The organism is Paenibacillus paridis, assembly GCF_006345825.1.
Classification (GTDB): domain Bacteria; phylum Bacillota; class Bacilli; order Paenibacillales; family Paenibacillaceae; genus Pristimantibacillus; species Pristimantibacillus paridis.
Window position 1 is genome coordinate 1,575,625 of the sequence record NZ_VCIX01000092.1, and the last position, 24,213, is coordinate 1,599,837.

At 43.6% G+C, this 24,213-nt stretch carries 16 protein-coding genes; 4 read left to right on the forward strand and 12 right to left on the reverse strand.

Features of this window, described 5'->3' with window-relative positions; translation table 11 throughout:
- Positions 1-113 precede the first annotated feature (113 nt).
- The gene (locus tag FJQ58_RS28945; protein WP_139998811.1) at positions 114-4,337 is read right to left on the reverse strand and encodes an ankyrin repeat domain-containing protein; all 4,224 of its coding nucleotides are present in this window, start codon (positions 4,335-4,337) and stop codon (positions 114-116) included.
- Positions 4,338-4,624: 287 nt separating this feature from the next.
- Here FJQ58_RS28945 and FJQ58_RS28950 point away from each other — a divergent pair, with 287 nt between their 5' ends.
- Positions 4,625-4,996, forward strand: coding sequence for a DUF6713 family protein (locus tag FJQ58_RS28950; RefSeq protein WP_139998813.1), 372 nt, complete (start codon positions 4,625-4,627; stop codon positions 4,994-4,996).
- 88 nt (positions 4,997-5,084) lie between these two features.
- Here the strand turns inward: FJQ58_RS28950 and FJQ58_RS28955 are convergent, their stop codons facing one another.
- Positions 5,085-5,972 (reverse strand): LysR family transcriptional regulator, encoded by an 888-nt coding sequence (locus FJQ58_RS28955; protein ID WP_139998815.1) that lies wholly within the window; start codon positions 5,970-5,972, stop codon positions 5,085-5,087.
- A gap of 114 nt (positions 5,973-6,086) precedes the next feature.
- Between FJQ58_RS28955 and FJQ58_RS28960 the strand changes: the two genes are divergently transcribed.
- Positions 6,087-7,472, forward strand: a complete 1,386-nt coding sequence (locus FJQ58_RS28960) for an MFS transporter (RefSeq protein ID WP_139998817.1) — start codon at positions 6,087-6,089, stop codon at positions 7,470-7,472.
- Positions 7,473-7,595: 123 nt separating this feature from the next.
- Here FJQ58_RS28960 and FJQ58_RS28965 read toward each other — a convergent pair whose 3' ends face one another.
- From FJQ58_RS28965 to FJQ58_RS28975, 3 genes are all read right to left on the reverse strand, one after another.
- The gene (locus FJQ58_RS28965; protein WP_140000196.1) at positions 7,596-8,618 is read right to left on the reverse strand and encodes a leucine-rich repeat domain-containing protein; all 1,023 of its coding nucleotides are present in this window, start codon (positions 8,616-8,618) and stop codon (positions 7,596-7,598) included.
- A 962-nt stretch (positions 8,619-9,580) separates the two neighbouring features.
- On the reverse strand, positions 9,581-9,838 hold the full coding sequence (locus FJQ58_RS28970) for a CPCC family cysteine-rich protein (RefSeq protein ID WP_139998819.1): 258 nt from the start codon (positions 9,836-9,838) through the stop codon (positions 9,581-9,583).
- Positions 9,839-9,880: 42 nt separating this feature from the next.
- Positions 9,881-10,465: a GNAT family N-acetyltransferase gene (locus FJQ58_RS28975; protein ID WP_202915346.1), complete on the reverse strand. Its 585-nt coding sequence runs from the start codon at positions 10,463-10,465 to the stop codon at positions 9,881-9,883.
- A 171-nt stretch (positions 10,466-10,636) separates the two neighbouring features.
- Here FJQ58_RS28975 and pdxR point away from each other — a divergent pair, with 171 nt between their 5' ends.
- On the forward strand, positions 10,637-12,103 hold the full coding sequence (gene pdxR, locus FJQ58_RS28980) for a MocR-like pyridoxine biosynthesis transcription factor PdxR (protein ID WP_238404382.1): 1,467 nt from the start codon (positions 10,637-10,639) through the stop codon (positions 12,101-12,103).
- A gap of 164 nt (positions 12,104-12,267) precedes the next feature.
- On the opposite strand, the gene FJQ58_RS28985 is transcribed toward pdxR, so the two are convergent.
- The 4 genes from FJQ58_RS28985 to FJQ58_RS29000 all read right to left on the reverse strand — a co-directional run bounded on the left by FJQ58_RS28985 (position 12,268) and on the right by FJQ58_RS29000 (position 18,213).
- On the reverse strand, positions 12,268-15,474 hold the full coding sequence (locus FJQ58_RS28985) for a bifunctional cytochrome P450/NADPH--P450 reductase (RefSeq protein ID WP_139998823.1): 3,207 nt from the start codon (positions 15,472-15,474) through the stop codon (positions 12,268-12,270).
- Between the two features lie 29 nt (positions 15,475-15,503).
- Positions 15,504-16,067: a TetR/AcrR family transcriptional regulator gene (locus tag FJQ58_RS28990; RefSeq protein ID WP_139998825.1), complete on the reverse strand. Its 564-nt coding sequence runs from the start codon at positions 16,065-16,067 to the stop codon at positions 15,504-15,506.
- Positions 16,068-16,325: 258 nt separating this feature from the next.
- Positions 16,326-17,294 carry a copper amine oxidase N-terminal domain-containing protein gene (locus FJQ58_RS28995; RefSeq protein WP_139998827.1) on the reverse strand — a complete coding sequence of 323 codons (969 nt, stop codon included), beginning with the start codon at positions 17,292-17,294 and terminating at the stop codon, positions 16,326-16,328.
- A 175-nt stretch (positions 17,295-17,469) separates the two neighbouring features.
- On the reverse strand, positions 17,470-18,213 hold the full coding sequence (locus tag FJQ58_RS29000; protein ID WP_139998829.1) for an SDR family oxidoreductase: 744 nt from the start codon (positions 18,211-18,213) through the stop codon (positions 17,470-17,472).
- 183 nt (positions 18,214-18,396) lie between these two features.
- On the opposite strand from FJQ58_RS29000, the gene FJQ58_RS29005 reads away from it, so the two are divergent.
- The gene (locus tag FJQ58_RS29005; RefSeq protein ID WP_139998831.1) at positions 18,397-18,972 is read left to right on the forward strand and encodes a TetR/AcrR family transcriptional regulator; all 576 of its coding nucleotides are present in this window, start codon (positions 18,397-18,399) and stop codon (positions 18,970-18,972) included.
- Between the two features lie 163 nt (positions 18,973-19,135).
- Here the strand turns inward: FJQ58_RS29005 and FJQ58_RS29010 are convergent, their stop codons facing one another.
- From FJQ58_RS29010 to FJQ58_RS29020, 3 genes are all read right to left on the reverse strand, one after another.
- Positions 19,136-20,614 (reverse strand): Lsa family ABC-F type ribosomal protection protein, encoded by a 1,479-nt coding sequence (locus FJQ58_RS29010; RefSeq protein ID WP_139998833.1) that lies wholly within the window; start codon positions 20,612-20,614, stop codon positions 19,136-19,138.
- 355 nt (positions 20,615-20,969) lie between these two features.
- Positions 20,970-22,442, reverse strand: a complete 1,473-nt coding sequence (locus FJQ58_RS29015) for a protein adenylyltransferase SelO (RefSeq protein WP_139998835.1) — start codon at positions 22,440-22,442, stop codon at positions 20,970-20,972.
- Positions 22,443-22,669: 227 nt separating this feature from the next.
- On the reverse strand, positions 22,670-24,196 hold the full coding sequence (locus FJQ58_RS29020) for an MDR family MFS transporter (protein ID WP_202915347.1): 1,527 nt from the start codon (positions 24,194-24,196) through the stop codon (positions 22,670-22,672).
- Positions 24,197-24,213: the final 17 nt, after the last annotated feature.

Consider the following 24,213-nt stretch of genomic DNA (forward strand, 5'->3'; position numbering starts at 1 on the left):
AAAATAAGCCCCGGACTACTGACCGGGGCTAATTCAACCAATCTTCTCACCATGTTGGAATAGCAAGCACTGAATTGGAGAAAAAGCTGGAATATTTGCATCTTATTTAAAAATTAACTTCGCTTTATGATTTCGGTTATTTTGAGTGGATTAAGATGGTCTACCGTCAGACTGACTTCTTCTTGATGCACGATAATCAAGTCCATGGTAGCCTTCTTCAGGAGATTAATCAATGTCTCCATTATTTCGGAATCATCGTTAGAATTAGGCGTGAGCTTGAATGTGATTTGTCCAAAATGGGCTTGAGGAACCTTATATTTCACCATATAGGACATATTGTTCACCAAAGTTTCCAACTTGCAGGTTGAGTCTATCGATACGTGAATATTACTAAACATTGTTTTCGATAACTGATTCTGCAATTGAACCTGTTCCCATCTTAAAATATCCTCAAGCGGCATCACTTCGCGAAATTTCCTTCCGCGCATTTCATGGTGGGCTAGAATTTCTTCACTAAACAAAGCAAACTCACTTTCTTCTGCTTTGAACGGTACAGTCAGCTTCTTGGGATAATGCCTCTCATTATAAAGCTGTTGGTGTTTTTTGCCTTCCTCCATCGGCTCGTAAGCATCATAAGGCAGAGCAATCACCGCGACATCCTGGTACGTTCCCGTTCGGGAAACCATCAAATCATCACTAAGCGGATAATCCTTTTTCAGCTTTAGTGCGTTTTCCTCCTCTAGTTCCGTCATTGCCCCTGAGAATGGATGATAATTGTTCGAGTTATGTCCACCGCTTGTGCTTAATCCCATCATCCCGCGCCCTTCGCCTTGCCGCTCGGCTAACAGCATATTGCCGTCCTCGTCAAACGGGACAACGCCCTGATAATTAATCTTGGCGCTCAGCATTCGCTGAAGCAATTCCCGCACAGGCACTTTAATTGTTAAAGTGTTGCCCGATGCCTCGCAATGCTGTTTATCCAAGTTCAATGACCGTGACAATGTGCTTGAAACAAGTTCGAGCTTATCCTTCTCGTTTGATTGATCATTAACTTTAATTTGAACGTAATCTTCATCAATCGTTCTTACCTCGATACTGTATTCCTGGAGCTTATTCTTATTATTGAGTACAGAGCTCTCTGTAGCCCCTTTACCAGTAACGGGATGGATCGCTCCATTCTTTAAGAAAAAGTCTTCGTTCTGTGCAGAAGTGAGCAGCGTTTCCATTTCATGCTTGAGCAGCGCATCCCGAACTTCCTTTACATTGTTAAATGATCCGTGCCCTTGAGGGGAATCCGGAGCATGTTCCTGACCGTCAAGCATTACTTTGAAATCAGATAACGGGTCCAGTTCGTCCATGGACATTTCGAGGCTGTCTTTATCCACATAGTGCGTATTGCCCAAAGCCCCCGCTAGTGCGGTAATTGCGGCGGAATGCGTGCCATCAGCACGGCGGTTATGGTTCAGCCTGGTTTTTAATGTAAGCTCATCCTTGGAAAGAAGCGCCGTCGTATATTCGCTCTTGTTTTCCAAAATAAGCTTTTGCAGCAAATTGATATCCGTCACTTCTCTTGGAATAACGGCAATGCCTTTATGCGGAACGATATTGTTGGTATACATCACATTCAGCAGCTCAACGATCTCTGATTTTTCGCTGTTTCTCGCAATATCAAGTGCACTCTTCACAATAAAAGGCACTTTTGCCGCTTCAGGATGTTCCATGAAAAAGTTCTCAACTGCCAGCAAATCTCCTTCTATTATGCTTTTCTTCAACTCCGCCAACTTCATGGTGACATTCTCCGATTGCTGATTAGAATCGTGGGGTTTGCGAATGGTGTCCATATAGCGGATATCCAGTGGCAATGATCCTCCAATGGAAGCTTCCATGAAATAAAACTTTTGAAAAATGTTGGCTACAGCCTGCTTGGACTTTAATTCCTGCTCCATTGGTATGTTTAGTTCCTTCGCCTGCTTCAGCGGTTCCAAGATCTGCAGCTGCGCCTTTTCCGGCAATTGATCGAAATGACGCATAATGAAGCTAGCTGTGGCTTTTTTGAAGTTTTTCCCTACCGCTACTTCATCCGAAAGGTTAAAAGAATATTTTTTTATTTCGCCGCTCGACTTATCGCTATAGGTATAGTGAATTTTCGAATCCTGCGTGTGTACCTTTTCAGGTTTGCCGCTTTCGAACTCGATCATGATTTTCATATCTGAATCTAGCTCAATCGTACGTTCGTGCTGCGCCCCCCAGTCCTCGCCCTTCACGACCAAATGCTTTGCATGGAGCGGCTCGGCTTCCATGAAATCATCCACGTTCATAATAAATTCTGGATTGGTGGTGCTATTCAGCGATTTTGGCGTTGGAAGCTTGTCCTTGATTGTGCCCGTACTGTGATAATTATAATAATGCGATTGGTTCGCTTGGTCGGACTCGGTATTCAACCCTTTGCTTTTGATCCCTTTGACATTTTGTACGCGATCCTGCGACATAAGACTTCCATCTTGCATAATAACATCATAAATAGCAGGATCGGTTAAGGCATGCTTCATGTAATAAGGTATCTGCTGCGCTAGCTTGAAGAACTCCGCTCTCAACTGTTGAAGCTCAGGGTGGTCGTGCAGCTCTTTAGCTGCGCTTCGTTCTCCGTAGGCTGCATTGCGTTCGGAGGCTTCGACTAAATCAATGCCTACATGTTTTTTTACTTTTTTAATCGCATGACGGCCGCCGATGATTTTCTGTAAAGTGGTAATCAACTTTAGTGATTTATCTTCCAATAGTTCTTCGCGTATTTTAGGCTTGCGAACGGCCTTTCCATCGCCAAGATTTTCAATCTCGTACATCGTGTCGGAGGATTCAAATAACCCCACTAAATCCCCATGCCCATTTTCCTGTAGAAACTGTTTCAGGCTCATCTCTAAGCTTTTGGCTTTTGCATGCTTGTGAAGCTCAACGTATACCTTACCGACGGCGACAACATTTTGTTCAGGAACTAGTGCTAGAAAATCCCGAAACGCATCCTTCTGTTCCGTTAGGCAACCAAGCATGTGAGCCACGTTCGATGCGGTTTCTTCCTCGTTATCCCATGTAAGTTCAGAAATGAGTTGTTTTGACTGCTTCAGTACATTCTGGTGGCCTTCTTTCACGCTGCGGCGAATGGCCGTTCCTAACGTCACGGCATTGCTGCTGTTCAACGTGGTGAAATCTAATTTTTTGACGATGGTTCTACTCTCGACAGGATGGCCTAGCAGCAATTCTACTACGTCGGTATACTTACGGTCAGCTGCCGCATCCAATGCTGTCCTCCATTGCATCTTCGGTATTTCCGGGTACTCCGTATCTTCATCATTTTGTCCGTTAGATTCCGTGATTTGAGGGACAGCCAACTCTTCTTTGCTTTCTTCGAATTGACCATCGTCGGAAATTTCGAAATCTTGCACATCAACGTCTTCATCATTCTGTTCACTATCCGTATCCGTATCCGTTTCATTGCCCCCATTCGACGACAGGTAGGCGAGGTTCGGATTGGCATGCATGGATAATAAATATTCAACGACATCGATATGGCCTTCTAACGCAGCGTTTATTAGTGCAGAACCTGAATGACCATCGGTTCCAGAAACAGCGTCTATCTTAGCGCCATGGATCACCAATAATTTGACAAGCTCGAGCTTCCCTTCGCCCGCTGCTTCATATAAGGGCAGTTGATCAAGAAAGCCAGGTCCGTTAACATCGGCTCCAGCGTCAATCAATGCCTTAACCATCCCTATGCTGCTCTCATATATTGCGTGGCTAAGCATGGTGTTCATTCCCAACTTCGCGTTTAAATCCACACCGCTTTTCAATAGCTCCGTCAGCATATCTTCACGATCCGCTTCAATACATCGAAAGGCTAAAATAACCTTGTTTTTCGGTGCAACAATCATCAATAGATTCCGATTAACAATTATTTTCAGCAACAAATCGATTAAGTTAAGATGATTGCTCACGTAACTAATTACTGATGTCAAATAGTTGTCGGTTACATCATCAGAATAGTTTTGGAGGATTTCTTGTACTACTGCAAACTTACCCTCCTTAACAGCTGCAACTAAAGCAATATCCTTGTTTATCAACTGATTGACAGGGGAGGAGCTGTTCTCTGATTTTCCGGCTTGCTGTTTCATCAGCTTCATTACAGCATGATTGCCGATTGTCTGTTGCAAATGATTTATCTGTTCATCGGTTAGATTTGACGGTGGTTTACTCTCGTTTATTGGAGTTTCACTTTTGTTGACAAGATCGGAATCCTTATTTTCTGCTTGCTTCGTTGAATGGGAGACCTGAGGCGATGGTTTCATCGTGGATTCCCCTTTCTAAAAACCAAATTTAAAAGCAAAGGAATTTTTCTATCCAGAAAAAGAGCATGTACACCCATGTTTTACCATAGATTACCATAGTTTAAAAAGGAAGAACACCAAAATTGTTTCATGTCGTAATCCAATACATCATTCTCACAAGGAATGATGCTGTAGGTGATTTGAAGTTACCTTTCTGAATGCTTTTCGTATTACCATATGGATTTAATTTGCTTTGTTCTTCGATTAACCGTAATAAAAGTTTGTTATATAATTTTAGGAGGTCTGTGATGCCTGATTTGTTGCTGTTGCTATTCTTGTTTAATTTATCTCTATTTCTCCTGCATGAAATGGATGCAATCCGACGTTCGGAGTGGAAACTGTTTATGGTTTTAAAACAAATGGATGATGCAAAAGCCTATAAAGTGTTCACCCTTATCCATCTCCCGTTATACACTATCATTCTTGCTTTTCTATTTAGCCAATATCAAATGATTATGTTTTGGTTTCTAGACATCTTTTTTATAATTCATGCGATCCTGCATTTGTTTTTCGAAAAGCATTCCAGTAATGAATTTAAAAATACATTCTCTCGATTTATCATCTATCCAATGGGAATCATTGCTGCCATCCATTTATTCTTGTTGATTACGGATATATGATATGTTACTTTTAGCAACGCTCAAATAACCAAAGAATCATCGTCAATGCTGAATAACGATGGTTCTTTGGTTTGAATTCGTTTTTTATTTAAATGGTTTGTTTGGAAATTGTCTCGAAATATTCGATAACGATCTCTCGGAACTCCTGAGCTGCCCGTGAAATGTAACGACTCTTGTGCCAAAGCAAAGCGATTTCCCTTACCAATTCGTGATTCTCTATTTGGAGATATGTGATATTTACCGTTGTAAGTCTTGCCGTACTCGGAATAAAGGCTATGCCGATTTCTGCTTCCACAAGCGAGCTTAACCTTGCCGGTTCATCTCCCTCGTACACATAATTGGGAACAAATCCAACCGATTTGCAAATAGAGTCCACTAGATCACGAGTACCATAGCCCCTCTTTACACCGACAAACCATTCATCTCTAAGTTCTGATAGGGATACGCTCTTTCGTTCTGCTAACCGATGCCCCTTTGGTACGGCTACAAGGATAGGGTCGATATATACGATTTGACACTCTATATCATCCCCTTGAATAGGTGGAGAAGACAAACAGAAATCGATCTCTCCTCTATATAGAAGCGTAACCATTTCAAGCGTGGTCAGCATTTGTACATGATAATGGATATATGGCCATTTTTTCCGAAACTCACGAAGGATATTGGGCAACGCGCTTGCTGTGGTCACAGCCAGTTCAAGCTTGCCATGTTCGGGGCTGGTTAAATCGCTAATTTCCTGCTTTCCCTGTTCCAATTCAAACAAAGCCTTTTCTGCACGGCGAAGGAATTTGCTTCCAAACTCATTTAATCGCAGCTTCCTTCCAATTCGATCGAATAATGGGACTCCTACATCCTCTTCTAAGCGTTGAATCGTTTTGCTTAAAGACGATTGAGTGACATGTAGACTTCGCGCAGCTTCAGTCACATGTTCCAAGCGTGCAACCGCTAAAAAATATTTTAATTGAAGTAATTCCATATCAATATCCTCCACTCATTCCTTTAAATCAATGAAATCATAACATAAAATGCGTTGGAATAAATATATGATTTCAATTACCATGACATTAATAAGCTATTGGGGGAATCATACATGAGTGTTAAAAACAGATGGTTAATGATTTCAGTCGGGCTCGGGATATTATTGAATCCTTTGAACTCTTCTATGATTGCTGTTGCTATTGCAAGACTGCAAACGGTATATCAGCTGGATTTTACCGTTGTTTCTTGGATTATATTTTCTTTTTATATTGCCAGTGCTGTCGCTCAGCCTGTAATGGGAAAAGCCAGTGATTTATTCGGTCGCAAGAAAATATTTCTAATCGGACTTGTTGTTGCCTTTGCTGCATCATTACTAGCACCGTTATCGCCAAACTTTGGATGGCTTATCGTGTTTCGGATTGTTCAGTCCATCGGAACAAGCATGATGGTTTCAGTTGGAATGGCCATTGTTCGGATTCACGTTACGGAGAAACAAGCGAGTGCGCTGTCCATTTTGTCCATATTCCTCTCTGGAGCGGCAGCTATTGGTCCATTTGTTGGTGGGGTTTTGATTCACTGGTGGGATTGGCCTGCGATCTTTTTAGTGAATATTCCGTTTGCATTGTTGAGCTTTATATTAGGCTGGAGGAATATCCCCAAGGACAAGCCTTCATCCTCTATTGCCTCCAACATGACATTTCACAAATGGCTTAATTTAGTCGATGCGCCAGGTGTTATGCTTTTCACTGTAGGTCTGGTTGCTTTGCTTGTTGGATTACTGTCAGCAAAATCATCGGGGTATGTCTCATACGGACATGTCATGGTCGGCTTGTTTGGCCTTCTTTCTCTATGGGCATTTATACGGCATGAGTTAAAAGCGGCATCACCGTTTATACCTTTACGCACCTTTGCTAAGCATCCTGCGCTGACTTGGGTCAATATCGAATTCATACTCGTTAACATACTTTATTACTCGCTTTTTTTTGGACTTCCTTCCTACTTGCAGACGGTACGTCATGTCAGCGAAATCCATACCGGAATTCTCATGCTAAGCTTAGGTTTGTGCTCGCTTATTGTTTCTCCGGTAGCAGGACGCTGGATTGATAAATCCGGAGCTCGACCGGCATTGATGCTATCTGGAATATTGATGGCATTTGGGTCAATATGGATCATGACTTTAAATCAAGCTTCACCGGTAATCAGTGTTTGTTTGGCGTTAGCTGCATTCGGTATTAGCAACGGATTAAACAATGTCGGTATGCAAGCTGCGTTGTTCAAAAGTGCACCGAAAGAGATGATTGGAGTAGCATCTGGCGTATTTATGACCTCGAGATACTTGGGAACGATCCTATCTTCCTTGTTGTTAAGCATTTTAATGGGAAACCAGTTCACTGCTGGGGGATTTCGACTGCTTGGTGCTATCCTCACTGTAATTGCATTGTCCTTGGTATACATGAGCTGGCGGCGCCGGGAGTCAGCGCAATTGGAAGTGTCATAAGCTCTAGAACAATGGAATATTCGGGTCCATTTTTACCCTAAGGAGGACAATAATGGAGATCCATTTATTGTCCTCCTTTCTCATATCTAACAGGAAAAGCGAAGATAGGATTACGCGGAATAGCTATCTTAATATGCGTGAAAGATGGAGGATGTCCATCGATTGTTTTCTTTTTTCTATAGGGATATTTTCAAGGAGGATATGTTCTTTACCTGCTTCAATCATGATTTTGCGCAAGGCGGCAATACGTCCCTTATTAAAATCTATAAACTGAAAATCCAATTGCTTTAATTCAGGCATTGTTGCCAGCCACGCAAACGCCTCAGCCTTTAAAGCCGGGTTAATCTCCGATAATACTAAATGTTCCAAATGAGTGGCCTTTTGCAATGAATGAATCTCTTGCAAGGATTTCATGGATTCGAGCTCAAGTTCTTTGAGCTTCTCCATGTGGGAGAAATCGCACAGCTGTTTCACTCTGGATAAAGCAAGGCCAAGGAAATGCAATTGCTTAAATTCACCGATCGATGAGATGTCCTCCAATTTGTTAATGGCCGATAGCTTTAGCATCTTCAGCATGGGGAAGTTACGTGCGTCTATCTCACAATTGATGCTGCAGTTGTTGATTAGCATATATTCAAGTGGAAGGCGCTCGGCAAAATTCAGTTGATGGATTGTCGCTTTTAGAATCAAACTTCTCAAATGATAACATTCTGAGAGCGGCGACAAGTCTTTGAACTTTCCATCCAGTTCCAAATAGCTTAGCTGTTTGAACGCGGTCAAAAACGCAAGAGATATTGACTTTGCAGCTCTTATCCTCAGAAAGTCCAGGTTATGGAGGGCTTGCAGCTTGCTTAGATTTTGGCTCTGCATGATGTTCAAATGCAAGGCTTTGATATGCTTTAATCCTGCTAATGTGTCAATCCATTCCTCGGTATACTCTCCTTTACTGGCCGTACTCCCGATATTCAGAATTAAATCCGGTCGTTTAGCAAAAAGCAACTCATCTAGCTCAATCAGATCAGACAGCTTGTCTGCACCAAATACAAAACCGATGGAAGCTCTCCGCCGCAACAATAAGGCAGCTTCCTGCATCTTCGGAATTGTCCAAGGAACGCCATTCATGGAATGAATCCATGGTTCACTCATCAATCTACCCCCTCAATCAAGTGTTCATGATTATCGCTTATTTGTGTCATTTCATCATACGCCTCAGTTTTTCATATAATTTATGATTTAAGTAAGCATACAACCTAGGGAGCCAGTAGAAAATGCCAATGACCAAGGCTGTTATTAGCGTTGTTAGCACACCCATTCGAACAGTTAAAGTCCCCTTAGAAATAAAGATAGACATCAAAATAAAATAAATTATGCTGACAATCCAAATGCCGGTCTTAAAAAATAGCTGAATCCCAACCATCCTTCCTCTTGTTATTTAACCAAAAACCGTGCTGCAGCTAGCAGTACGGTTTTTGATTGGCTTTTCGCTGAATTCATTATAAAATTTTAAGAGAAAAAGGTCTGCGGCCTTTTTACCTAATTGTGACAAACAGTCCTAGTGGCATCTACTGCTGTTCGACTTCGATGGTCATTTTACTTATTTCGTAAATTTGGCAGAAATAGCAAAAACGGATGAATATAGATTGATTGATCAAAAAATAGATTTAATCTATCCCAAGGCCCCAATTGACCTGGATATGGCTAGGTTTTGGAGAAGTAGATCTATTTTTTAGATCTATTCAGGCGGAAATCGCCAATTGGGATGAAATAGGTCTAAAAAATAGACCTAATTCAGCTCAACGGCTTCAAATGGGTAGCTTATGGCTGATTTCTGTAAAAATAGATCTATTTTTTAGATCTAATCTGGCGGAAATCGCCAATTGGGATGAAATAGGTCTAAAAAATAGACCTAATCTAGCCCTGTGGCTTCAAATGAGTAGCTTATGGCTAGGTTATAAGATATGAGAAGCGGTAAGATCGATCGGGAGAAATGAAGGGTTAGGCTTAGTCTCGAGAGTCTTACCTTTACAAGTCTTAGTCTATCTAAGAATCTGGCTGCAACAGCGACTTCATAGAATGATCTACTCAAACAGCGCCTAAAACGAGAAACATTAATTCTGATTATATTGTTGTTCAATATCCAATGGTTCTCGGACCATAGCTTTGAATTTCTGCTTACATACCCCATACTCTTTGTAGTTCTTTCTTGCTTGTGTCAATGAAATATGGTTTGCGCCAATATTTCTATCAGGTTGATCATGGGCGACAGCATCATACTGCCAAAAACAAACATCACAAATATCCACGATTACCTCATCATTGCTTTCAACAGTGAAATATTCACAGCAAGGGCACTGTAATCTCTTCATCTTCAACTGCTCCTATCAAATGGATTGGATCTGGCCACATCGTTATTGAGAGATAAATGCTTCCAACTTTACTTTGACCGAAGGCCACTCCTGATTGGTAATGCTGTAGATCACCGTATCGCGAATGTATCCGTCATTCAGCACGCGATGATTGCGCAGCACCCCTTCTTTTACGGCGCCGATGCGTTCAATAGCTGCTTGGGACCTTGTATTGCGAAGATCTGCTTTTAGCTGCACTCTAATCATTCCCCGTTGTTCAAATGCTTCGCGCAGCAGCAAATACTTGCACTCCGTATTTATCTTTGTCCGCCAAACGCTCGGATTCATCCACGTATAGCCGATTTCCAAGCCACGATTCTCATCAGATATATCGAAAAACCGGGTGCTCCCTACGATTTTATCCTGCTCCAAATCCCAGATAGCATAAGGGATACAGGTTCCCGCTGCCTCTTCTTTTTTTGCATGTTCAATATACTGCTCGGCGTCAGCTAACGTAGAAATCCCTTTTAAGGGTACGCCCCAAATCGGGGTATCCTTTGCAGCTTTTAGCAGCAGCTCAGCATGATGCTTCTCCAACAAGATCAGTTTGGCGCGAGCTCCTTGCAATACGAATGGCTCAGTTGTCATGATGGGTGTCCTCCTATTTAGTATTTGATTCTTTCGAGGTTTTGTGAGATTGTTGTCATTATATGACGAGTATTGGCTCACTGGTAGATCCAATTTCACTAAATTTGATTAGACCACTTCATCATCCGAAAGGAAACAGACATGTTTATTTATATTGCTTTGGAGCCCTATATGGCACAATACTCTACCAAGTATGAGATGTTATACCATGCCCTGAAAAATACAATCGTACAAGGCAAATTGGCCAATGGGGTTAGGCTGCCTTCCAGTCGGGAATTAGCGCGGATGTATGGATTTTCACGTGGTACGGTCTCCAATGTGCTTGAAGCGCTCACGGCCGAAGGGTATGTTACTGCTGTGGTCGGCAGCGGTACTTTCGTCAATTTTCAGTCCGCCAGTGCGCCAGTGCTCCCTCCCATCAAAAAAAAGGTTCGCTTATCTGAATGGGGAGAGCGGCTTAGAACTCCAACAATTAAGGAATGGGAAGCAGCAAACTCTACGCAGAGTCCAAAAACCTCTCATCACGCATCAAAAGTAGATACATGGAGTACAAAAAGAAACGGGACGGTTTCTTTTCAACTGGGGATAACCGAGATGAGCCCTTTTTCAAAGGAAGCTTGGAATCGTTGCTTGCATGAAGAAGCAAGATCGATGACTGAGAAAGCTACCGTCGATGCGCATCAGCCGCTTGGCGTAATGGTGCTGCGGGAAGCTATCGCCAAACATTTGCAGCGTAACCGTGGGATTGTGGCGAATGCTGATCAGATTGCGATCGTAAACGGATCGATGCAAGCCATTGCCCTTTTGACGCAGCTTTTAACAGGTTCTGGGGATGCAGTCGTTGCTGAATGTCCCGGGTATCGCGGGATAAAGACAGCTGTACTTGCTTCAGGAGCAAAGCTGATTGAAGGCGAAGTCGATAACCAGGGACTTATTCCACAATCCTGGGATGCCAGGATGCTATTCGTCACACCGAATCGGCAATACCCGACCGGAGCGGTGCTGAGCTTGGAGCGAAGGCAACAATTGCTCTCATGGGCTGCCGAACAAAGTGCATTTATTATCGAGGATGAATATGACAGCGAATTCCGTCATCGAGGCAAGCCGATCGAGACGTTTAAAAGCTTGGACAAATCGACCGAACTCGTAATCTATACAGGCACCTTTTCCAAAACAATGATGACGGATATAAGGCTTGGCTTTGTCGTGCTCCCGACTGTTTTAGTCGAGCCTTTTACCAGCGCGAAGTCGTTATATGAACCGCATCCAAGCGCTATTCTAGAGCAACGAGCATTGGCCGCGTTTATGGGCAGCGGGCTATATGAACGCCATTTGCGAAGAATGAAGCGAATATACAGCCATAAATTTTCGCTTTTGCGCGACATGTTGAAACGTAAGCCCGTTCCGATTCGTTGGATCGATGGGGACGCTGGCTTGCATATTTTCGGATGGTGGTCAGGAACGAAGGAGCAATATGAGACTTATGAAAAAGATTGCCGGGAAGCAGGCGTTGAGTGGGTGCGAGATCGAACAAGCCACGATAAAATAGGCATAAGCCTAGGTTTTTCGCATCTCCAGGACGAGGAGCTGATCTTAGGAATAGGAAGAATGATCGAGGTTTGGGAGCGAATGAGCTGAGACTTTAAGTCAACGATAGATAAAATAAAGCCTGCGCACTTCGATTCACAATCGATGTGCGCAGGTCGCGTTTGGCCATAGGCACGGATCGTTTTAAACAGAAAAACTGTACCAGAAGATAATGGCATTTTTCAATAAAATGATTTGGTTACGCATAGCTCTGATTACCCTGCCCACACGTCTTTGGCATAACGCCCTTCTGCTTGGAGTTCGTTTAACCATGAATTCGCCTCATTCTGCCCTGCTCCGTGTACATGCTGGTAAGCTTGCATGAGGGTCTTTTCTACATCAGGCGCCATTTTGCTACCGTCACCGCATATATAAAGCCGTCCCTCATCGGTTAAAATCCTAATCAGCTCGATGCTGTTTTGCTCCATTAAATGCTGGACATAACAGTTAGAGGATTCATCGACACGGGAGAAAGCGATATGGAGCGTGACAATGCCATCCTTTTCATATTGCTTTAATTCTTCGCGGTAGAGAAAATCAGATTCATTCCTGCAGCCGAAATAAAGATGGGCTTCGCCAAGCTCTACTCCTTGCTTCTTGAGGGCTGCTCTTGCCTGCAAGAACCCCCTGAACGGAGCAACGCCTGTTCCCGGTCCGACCATGACAATTGGTACGGCTGCATCGGCCGGCAGCTGAAAACCGGATTCCGGTGTGCGAATAAACATAAGAAGCTGTTCGCCTACCCTTTGATTGGCCAGATAGGTGGACGCCACACCGTGATATTGTCCATTGCCGCTCCATGCGGGTGCATTCAAAACAGCGACCGTCATGCTTGCTTGATCTTGGTGATGCCGAGGTGAGCTTGAGATAGAATAATATCTGGGCTTAAGCGCAGGCAGCAACTCTAAGAATGTCCCAAATGGTAGTTCACAGGCTTCGTATTTTTCTAGCAGATCGAGCATGGTCACGCGTTGTCTCAAAACCTGTTGTCGATAGCTATCCTCTTCTAGCATCGCCTCCAATTCGCGTTTGTGCGGCGGGCATACCGTATAAGCGGCGAGAACACGCAGCTGCGCACGTGTGGCGGGTTCCTGCAGCTCTATGCTGTTCTTCAATATTTCTCGAAGATTTACAGGCTGCTCTAACGGAAGGTGCACCGGATGGCGTCCGTTTGCCGACAAAATCAACTGATCGTTTCCGTCAAGCTTGAACCGGCGTAGGATTCGATTGACATTTGAAATATTGTTGCTCGGAAGCACTCCGATGTGATCCCCTTCTTGATAATTCATTCCAGCTGGCAATGCCATTTCAATATGGCGCGTGCTTCGTCCGCTGTCTTCCGACTGAAGCTCACGGTTTGCCACAATTGCAGCATAAGCTGCACCGTATGTTCGTGCCAGCGGTAAGGTAGGGACGCCATCTACAAATTGAACGGACAATGAAGCCTGTGTTTTTTCTGCCTTTGCCTCTTTGTCCATTTTCAGGTCAAAAGCAGTCAAAATATCCTTCCATAGCCGTTCTTGCCAATCGTCAACCTCCTTCTCAAAATCACCGCCAGCGTCAGCTTCTCCCCGAGCGGATAGCCTAGTCGCCCCCTTCTGATCAAGCTGTTCATCCATCCATTTGGGAATGTTTTGATAAGTATTCGACCAATTGCGGTCTCCACAGCCCAATACCGCATAGCTAACACCGTTCAAATCGCCAGGCTGAGTCTGTTCCAGCCAATTAACGAAATTCGCAGCATTTTGTGGAGGCTTTCCGTTATAGGTTGCAGTGATGATCAGAAGAGCGCCTTCCTTCGGAAGCCTGCCCATCCAGTCATTTAAAGGACCGACCTCGCTCTGCACGCCATACATGCGTGCTGTATCGGCAAGCTCCCTCGCAATTCGCTCAGCCGTTCCTAAATTCGAGCCATAAAGCACGAGCAGAGGCAAACGTTCTGCACCTATGATTGTGCTTTCGTAAGATGATGGTTTTTTCTGTAATTCCTTTACCACGTTTTCTCTCTTAATTGGCATCTCTTGCTGTAGTATGCTTGCTGCCTGTTTATTTGGCCGCATTTTCACTTGGATATTGAAATCGCCTGGTTTAAGGGTTAGTGTCTGCTTTACATCCAACTGGTAGTTTTGAAAGTCGATGAGCTCAAAATGCTGCAAAACCATCCCCAGTACCAGTGTCGCTTCATAAAGCGCAAACTGCATTCCAATGCAGGCCCGTTCACCGTTACCAAACGGTTTGTACGCATGATTCGGCACTTTGGAGGGATCGGCGAACCGTTCGGGTCGGAACTCGTCCGCGTCTTCTCCCCATGCGTCTTTATCCCGATGAAGCTGTGGCAGAAGAACACTGACGGTCTCCCCTTTTTTCATAGGGTACTGCCCTCCAATCACGGTATCTTCTTTCGCATAGAGATCAAATCCCGGCGCAGTGGGCCACAGACGCAAGGATTCGTTCAGAATCATTCGGACGTATTTGAGCTGGAGGACCTCTTCATAGGAAGGAGTGGATTGAGTCAGCACTCGATCCACTTCCTCATAGGCCTGCTTTAGGGATTCTGGATTTTTCAACAAGAAGTACAGGGCGAAAGACAATAAACCGCTTGTTGTTTCATGTCCGGCTATGAGAAAGGTAATGATTTGATAACGGATGTTCTCGTCATCGAGCTTCTCTCCCGTATCTGGGTCTACTCCGCTTAACATGCGGGCGAGTAAGTCGTTCTCGCCATCAATACCGCTCGCCTTGCGTTCATCAATGATTTGGTCTACCAATGAAAACATGGTCTGAATATCCTTTTGGAACTGCTTTTTCGTTTTCACCATCAACAGATTTTGTATGCCAAGTCGTGAGCTTTTTAGCATTGCTTCATTGAGCGCGCGTACCATGCTTACGATAAACGGGCTGTGATTCTCTCTGTAGAAGCTGTTAAAACGGTAATTAAATCCACAGAGCCCAATGGTGTCCAGCGTAAGCCTGGTCATGTCATCAGGCACGTCAATGCTCTCCTTCGGATTTAGGCGGCTCCATTTCTGGATTAACTGCTGAGCAATGTCCACCATCATCGAATGATATCCCTTCATCGCATGCTGGCTGAAGGTTGGCAATAGAATATTATGGGCCTTTCGCCAGTTAGGCTCGGCCGTTCTGCTCGTGAACAAGCCATCTCCGCCAAAAGCGCGCACATTCTCCAGTTCGTTATACACGTACTTGTCAAAGCGCGTAACATCGCAAACTTCTGCTACCAGCTGATGCCCTGAAATGACGAGACTGGAGAAGCCTGGACCCGTTAAACGATATATTGGACCCAATTCTTCAGCCAGCTTGCCAAGGGACAGAGTCGGTTTTTCCTTATCAATTAGAGGCAAGTTGCCAAGCGGTCCGTAGGTTTTGGGCTGCGGAACGTTGCTTATTCCAGCTTCTTTCATTGTTTACCTCCTCTGAATGAATCATCAATTTAAGTTTTAACCCCGTGAAAGAGCGTATCGATCACCAGCTTGGCAGCGGAATTTTTGGCGATATTGCCTTGCTGCACTTGCTGCCAGGTCAGAATAAGCAGTGAATACAAAACATTTAAAATCCATTCCGTGTCCAGATCCTGCCGCAGGGTTCCTGCTTGCTGCAAGGACCGGATGGCATTTCGAATCGGTTCCAATATTTTATTTTCGGCTGCAAGCATTTCCTCGTTGTAGTACAACGAAGCATCGTGAGTAAGGAAATGAATCTTATCTCCTAGTGGAATTAATGCTTCTATGAGAGCCGGAATGTAGCTGTTCCCATCCTTTTCATCTTGCGATAGGCAGCTCATCGTGTCTCCCACGACTTGAACAGCTCTTAAGCCAAGCTGAAGCATAAGCTGATCTCTGCTCTCCACATACCGGTGTAATGTTGCAATACCGATACCGGCATGCTCGGCAATCTCATTCAATGAAGCCGTCGGCTTCTCGACAAGCAGCTCTGTTGCTGAATCTAGAATGGCATGAAGCTTGGCTTCTTTTGCCGTAATTCTCGGTTTATCCATTGGGCATTCCTTCTTTCATTACTTTAAAAATGATAGATAAAACTATCATTTAATAGAATTATAAACCATTAATGAACGGATTTCAAATCTTGAGCTTCCGATCTACTTCTTAACAATAGAATAATGCAGATAATTGTTAACAAACAAAAAAACTAGGACCCCTAAAGTGGTCCTAGTTTTTTAAAGTGTTAATCATGAACAACACAATAGATTAAGTTAGCAGTGATTTGAAGTCCTATTGAAAACAGAATTTAAGTGTTATTTAGATTCAATGAGTCCAGTTGTTGTTAGATCTTCAATGTTCAGATACATGGTACCTTTATATTTTTTTACACGAATGTCACTTAAAGTAAAGTCGCCATCCTTGGCCTTCTTGTACTCCGCCGTTAAATTAATATCCAATCTGACAATTTCGAAGCCGACATATTTGCCGATCGTAATGATGTTGGCACTGCTATTGCCAAGATTGCTCACGCCTTCGATTTCAGACAGCATAGATAATGAAATCCATCCCTTGCTCATCAGCGGCGGCAATGCTTCTTTCTTCTCTGCTGCAGCAACATAATTGGCGTCAAAATAATCCGGATATCCTTTATATCCTGGTTCTTTGGATTCCTTCTCTGTTGGTGGCACTCCAACAATACGGAAACTAGGGAAATTTGCAATCGTCTTGGTAATGGAATCGATCTCGGCTAATTCTCTTTGGGTATTCAAGGCGTTCGATGCAGCGGGACCTATCGATATTACTCCGTCGGCACTGAAATATAACGGGATACCGTCAATAGTATATGAAGCCCCTTTAAAGGATGGACTATTAATTTGAATCACATTCGCTTCTGCTGACCAATAAACGGAGTTACCTGTTGCTTCCCCAACGATCCGAATTGGGATGTACGTGTTACCATTTTGCGTGAAAGGTTCTGCTTGCAATGCTTTCTTCTGGCCGTTCACATAGGCTGTTTTGCTACCAAGCGTAAATGTTATCTTTAAATCATCTTTTTTTCCCGTTACTTGTTTAAGTTTTGCATCATAAATGATTTCCATTTTCAAATTTCCAAACAATTCTCTGAAGGGAACGAAGGAAACACCATTCTTGCTTACTGATTTAGATTTGAGTGGGACTCCATCTACAAAAATATAAGCTCCTTTATTTGCAGCTGATACAGGAATAATACCTAAACTGAACAATAAAACGAAAATCATAGCAGTAATCGACAATCTCTTCAAAAAAACGCCTCCAGAACTAGATTTAATTTCCACTATTTACTATCTTACTATGATTTGGAACTCTGTCAATAAAATAGTTAGTTATTTTGTCGAAATGCGTCTCAATTATTCAATACACTTCTGAATTCCCCCAAAAAAGAGGTTAACCCAACTGCAGGTTAACCTCATCAATCGTTTACATACTCTGTGCTGTCGGCCTGATCACGATCTCGTTAATTCCGGTATCTTCCGGCTCATGAATGGCGTATGCGATCGCTCCGGCGATCCGATATGGCGAAATGCTTAGGCTACTGAAATGTGAAGCCATTGCTTGAACTTCAGGACTTTTGACGGTATTTATTAGCTCAGAATCGGTAATTCCCGGGGATATGATCGTTGAGCGAATATTAGAGGTTGGGGATTCTTCCTGGCGCAGTCCTTCCGAAATGGCTCTAACGGCAAATTTGGTAGCACTATAGACAGCTGATGTCGGACTTACCGAATGTCCGGCAACCGATGAAACGTTGATGATATGCCCGTTTTGCTGTTCCCTCATAGCTGGCAGAACCGCAGCAATGCCATACAGCACGCCTTTTATATTCACGTCAATCATATGCTCCCATTCCTCAACTCTTAATTCATTTAGACGTGAAACGGGCATGACTCCGGCATTATTCACAAGCACATCAATGCGGCCATATTGCTTTAAAGTAAACTGTGCCAGCTCTTGCATATCTTGTTGCGAGGTTACGTCTGTCGTGAAATAAACCGCTTCTCCGCCTTCTTGTTTAATATCGTTGACGATAGCTTGCAGACGGTCCTCTCTTCTTGCCGCCAACACGATTTTCGCTCCCTGCTTGGCCAGTAATTTAGCTGTGGCTTCCCCAATTCCACTGGATGCTCCCGTGATGATGACTACTTTAGCTGTCGTGTTTTCCAATGTTATCTGCCCCTTCGAAATCAATATTCGAACGAAATTTATTCAACAATTGTTGTATAATTGGCGTTCGTTGATTATCATTATATCGAGACGGACAGGATATTCAATCGCTAAACGGATCGTATATGTTCCATACTCAACATCATGAACCAAACTGTTGAGTAACTAGGGAGGAAAATATAGATGAGAACCACTACTAAAATAGATCGACGTATCGTAAAGACGAAAGAAGCGATCAACAAGGCATTTTTGGAGCTTTTTTCCGAAAAAGACTTTCAGCACCTTACGATTAATGATATCTCGGAACGAGCGAATGTAAATCGGGGTACTGTTTATCTCCACTACACGGATAAATACGACCTGCTTGATAAATGCATTGAAGATCATTTAAATCAACTGATTGCTTTCTGCAGCCTCGATGAGAACAACCCGGGCAACACAACGCTAAATAGCGATTTAACCCCTATTTTTATTTATTTCGAGGGAAATTTCACTTTCTTCTCTTCGTTGTTCGCGCACCAAAGAACGTTTGTTTTCCGCGAGCGCCTACTAGCGTTTATCACATTGAACGTTAAAAAGAAACTTGAAATGCAAAACTTAGATTCGAAAATCGATCATGAGCTTAATGCCCATTTTATGGCTTCGGCCTTTGTTGGAATCGTGGAATGGTGGATACAGCATGCGATGCCGCACCCTCCTTCCTTTATGGCGGATCAGTTACGGAGATTGTTTGAGAAAAATGACATTTATGCGGAATAAAATATTAGCGAGCCATTTGCTAGTCGCCTAGATATCAATAAAGTAACCTATGGAACATCCGGTTTTGAGGCTTTCAACGTAATAGCGCTGGAGGTCATCTTTAAGATGACTTCCAGACTGCCGTTTCACAACCACGGGATTGCTTCCCAATGTTAAATAAAAATTACAGCTTAACAATCTTTGTTGCGATGTTATTGCAAAATTCCCTGTCATGCTCCACAAACAAAATGGTAGGTGCGTATTCCAGCAGCAGCTCTTCAATTTGCATGCGCGAAATAATGTCAATAAAGTTGAGCGGTTCGTCCCAAATATGCAAATGAACTTGTTCGCTTAAACTTTTTGCAATAAGCACCTTCTTCTTTTGGCCTCCGCTGAAGGCGGAAATATCTTTTTCGAACTGAGTTCTGGAAAAATCAAGCTTTCTTAAAATCGATTTAAAAAGGCTCTCGTCAATTCCGCTGCTGGCAGCATAGTCGGACAAACTGCCTTGAAGATGGGAGGTATCCTGTGACACATAGGATATCTTCAACAGGCTATCCTTCCGGCAGGTGCCCGTATAGCTTAGCTCCTCCCCGCAAAGTAGCTTGATTATGCTTGATTTGCCAGAGCCGTTCTGGCCGGAAAGAGCAATGCGCTCACCTAGCTCAATCGTAAAACTCACATCGGTACATACTTTTCGTTCGCCGTAAAAAATCGAAACCTGATCCAGTTCAGCAAGCTGGCTTTTATGAAAAGCAAGCTGTGAAATCTCGAGTCCTTCCGCATTTTCGATATTTTTAAGGAGCTTAGACTTTTCATCGATAGCCGATTGCTGCCGCTGCTCAATGTTTTTGGAACGTTTCATCATTTTAGCGGCCTTATGGCCAATATAGCCTTTATCAACCTTAGAGCCGGAGTTTCTTGTACCGTTTTTTGTTTTTTCCACTTCGTGTGACCAGTTCCCTGTCCGCCTAGCGGAATTCGACAAGCGTTTAATGTCTTTTCTAAGTTTTTCGTTCTCGGCAAGCTCAAAGTTGTCTTGTCTTTGTTTGTTTTCCCACCAACTTGAAAAATTCCCTTTTTGAATTTCAATGTTTGTTTTATTGATAGATATAATATGGTCTACGCAGTTATCTAGAAATGACCTGTCATGAGAAACCAAAATATAGCCGCTTTTTGAATTGAGATAATCGCTGACCAGTTTTCTGGCATTCATGTCCAGATGATTAGTCGGTTCATCAATCAGCAGAAAGCTATTTTCCTTGATGAATAATGCAGCCAGCAGCACTTTCGTTTGTTCTCCGTTCGACAATGAAACAAAGGGCCGATACAACACATCTTCAGAAACCTTAAGCAAAGAAAGCTCTCGCATAAGCTGCCAGTGGATATAATCGGGGAAAATGTCAGTGATCACATCAATCGTATTGTTTTCCTTATTCTCTACTGGGAAAGGAAAATACTCAAAGGTGACCTTAGCCGAAATAGTGCCGCTGTATTCGTATTTGCCAAGCAGCAGCTGGAGAAAGGTCGTTTTCCCTCTGCCGTTTCTTCCTGTAAATCCTAATTTCCAATCGGTATCGATTTGAAAATTCACGTTTTCAAATATGTTATCGTAGCTGCCCTCATAGGCGAACGTAAGGTTTGTAACATTAATTAATGACATGAAATCATCCTCCTGTATAGAAAATAAAAGAGCTACAAGAAAGTTACTTTCTTGTAGCTCAAATAAATACAGCAAATCCAACCCATTATAGGGTCAGAAAAGGATATCGTTTGAGTGAAAAGAAGTAGTAACTTTCTTGCATATAAACAATAAAACAAACGAAATAAACCAATCGCTTTTGTTGTTTTATTTTTTATATTGATCGCAAGAAAATTTCTACATTATTCTTTTCAGCTCCATTCATTAAATTAGGAGTAGTCTATCATATCTTTTTTTCAATATCAAGTTCCCCATTGCATGGATATTGTTATACATATGGCCTGCTTCTGTTTGGTGCTTGAAGCTGCTGCAACAATCAGGTGCCGCAATAGGTTTGGTAATTTTGGTTGGAGTCCACTGGCAATGTGGCATATTCAGCCTGCTCAGCCGTGTGTGCGTATGGATTCGCAAGAGCCGCAAGCAGCCGTTCCATCACGCTAAAATCTCCTAGCACAGCTGCTTCCAGCGCCTCTTCGACTCTATGGTTGCGCGGGATCAGAGCGGGATTGCTCTTGCGCATCAATTGAAGCGACGATTCTTTTGATTGCTGCTGCTTCCCAAGTCTTTCTTGCCATAACGCATACCAGTTTACAAACTCCGACGTTTCGAATAAAGCCTCTCCTGACAGCTTATCAAATGTTAATGCTCGGAAGGTATTGGTGTAGTCCGCACCATGCTGCTGCATGATCGTAAGCAAGCGTTCAATCAGCGTTTTATCTTCGGAATCCTCATTGAAAAGGCCCAGTTTCGCCTTCATTCCCGTCAGCCATTTAAGCTGATACAAATCAATAAATTCGGAAAGCGCCTCTTCGGCCAAGGCTATAGCCTGCTGCTCATTGTCATGCAGCAAAGGCAACAGTGCTTCGGCAAGTCTTGCCAAATTCCAAGCAGCAATTGGAGGTTGATTCCCATAAGCGTAACGGCCATGAGAGTCAATGGAACTGAATACCGTTGCAGGGTCATAAGCATCCATGAAGGCACAAGGCCCATAATCAATGGTTTCTCCGCTCAGTGCCATGTTGTCGGTGTTCATGACACCGTGAATAAAGCCAACGAGCTGCCATTTGGCAATCAGTGCAGCTTGGCGCTTAATCACCTTTTGCAATAGGGCTAGATAGCGGTTCTGATCAGGGTCTACGTCCGGGAAATGCCGCTGCAAGGTGTAATCTGCCAGTGCCTGAAGCTCTTCTGTCGTCCCCCATTGGGCTGCAAATTGAAAGGTGCCAACGCGAATATGACTAGAAGCCACCCTTGTTAAAATGGCACCGGGCTCCTCGGTTCCACGGTAAATGGATTCACCGGTAGTCACGACCGCAAGACTTCGCGTTGTCGCAATGCCAAGCGCATGCATAGCTTCGCTAATGATGTACTCGCGAAGCATGGGTCCCAGTGCCGCACGCCCATCGCCACCACGGGAGTATGGCGTTTTGCCTGAGCCCTTCAGCTGAATGTCAAACCGCTCGCCTATCGGCGTGATCTGCTCACCTAGCAACAAAGCCCGGCCGTCGCCTAACCGATTAAAATGACCGAATTGATGTCCCGCATAGGCTTGAGCAAGCGGCATGGCTCCTTCCGGCGTTTGGTTTCCAGCGAGCGAAGCTATGCCTTCCTTGCTTTGCAACGCTTCAGCGTTCAATCCAAGTGATGCTGCCAGCGTATCATTAAAAATGATTAGCTTTGGTGAACGTACGGGATTTAAGTCGAGGCTTGTGTAAAGGGTTTGCGGCAGACGTGCATAGCTATTGTCAAAGTTCCATCCCGAATCTATGATTGCATTAGTATCTGTCATTGGATCTCCTTTTATAGGCAAATGAAATGTAGTGATTTACGATTAATATCACAGCCTGTTAGCTTGTATAGTGTATACTTTGATTGTTTTATTATACCCTTTTCATGCTGAGTTTACAGATTTTATTCTATGAATGCTAGTAGATTTCACTTTAAAGACTAATCGCACAAAAACAACCCTCATCTCATGAAGAAGACGAGGGTTGGCCGTTTTTGTCGCGTTTCGATTTAATGAGAAGCGGTGTATTCTTCCAACTCGGAAGCCGGGTCGAATTTTTCTTTGCTCATGGCCAAAGCAGCAATGAGAGCAATGACAGACGGTATGAGTGCCCAAGCAAAAGTATGGACAAGCGATGAGGACAAGGCCTCTGTTATTTTATCAAGAATCTGAGGAGGAATGTTATCGCGCGTATCCGGTGTTAAAATTTGACTCGGATCGCTTAGGTCAATGCTTCCATTTGCTTGTTCTCCACTGTCGAACATGGAAGAGAGTTTATTCGTAAATACATGACTTTGAATTATGCCGAATACGGTAATGCCAAGCGTCATTCCAAGCTCACGCGTAAAGCTTAGGGTCGAACTGGCAGACCCCCGCTGCCTTGCTGCAAACCCATGAATGGCTGCATTGCTGAGTACTGAAAATGACGAACCGATGCCTAGACCGACCAAGACCATATAAATAGTAACTAATAGCCGTGAAGAATCGGTTGTCAGCGTGGCTAGCAATGCAATCCCAACAACAAGCAGCGCTAAGGTGGATATCATGATAGTACGGTAATTAAACTTGGCAAGTAAAAATCCGCCGCCAGCAGCCGTAACTACGGAACCGAGCATCATTGGAAGTAGGACAAGTGCTGAGCTCGTTGCCGAGCCTCCAAAAACACCCTGGATAAAGATTGGGATATAGACGGAAGCGGTAATAAAGGCAGCTCCACTGAATAAAGCCATCAGATTGCTTGTGGTGTAAAGCCGGTTCTTGAACATGCCGAAGGTAATGATCGGTTCTTGCGCACGGCGTTCGATAAATATAAAACCAACGATAAGCACTGCGAATGCAAAGAACAATCCAATGATCATACTGGAGTTCCAAGCATACTCCTTGCCGCCAAGTTCAATGGCAAACATAAGGCAAAGGATAGAGGCGACAAGCGCAAATGCACCAAGATAGTCGATTTTTTGCTTGGAATGTACGATTGATTCTTTGTAGAAGAAAACAATCATCCCAAATGCGATAAGTCCAATGGGCAGGTTGATATAGAATATCCAAGACCAATGAACATAATCCGTAATATAGCCGCCGATTAGGGGGCCGAAAATGCTGGAAATGCCATAGGCGGTACCAAATAAACCGCCGATCTTGCCCCGTTTTTCCGGAGCGACTACATCGAACATGATCGTAAATGCGATCGGAACGAGCGCACCGCCCCCAATGCCCTGGATCGCGCGATAAATGCTGAGTTGCACGATTGATTCTGCTGTACCGCATAAAGCAGAACCAAGCATAAATACAATAATTCCGAAGATGAAAAAGCGCTTGCGGCCATACATATCGGAAAGTTTACCGAAGATGGGCATGCCAGCCATTTCTGCTACCATATATGCAGACGTTACCCACATTAATTTGTCAAAGCCGCCTAAGTCGCCGACGATGGTTCCGATTGCAGTTGCTGTTATCGTATTATCCATCGAAGCCATAAGCGTGGCCAGCAGCAAAGCCACGATAATTACTGCTACATTATTTTTTTTAGCCAACATCCATTTGTAACCTCCAC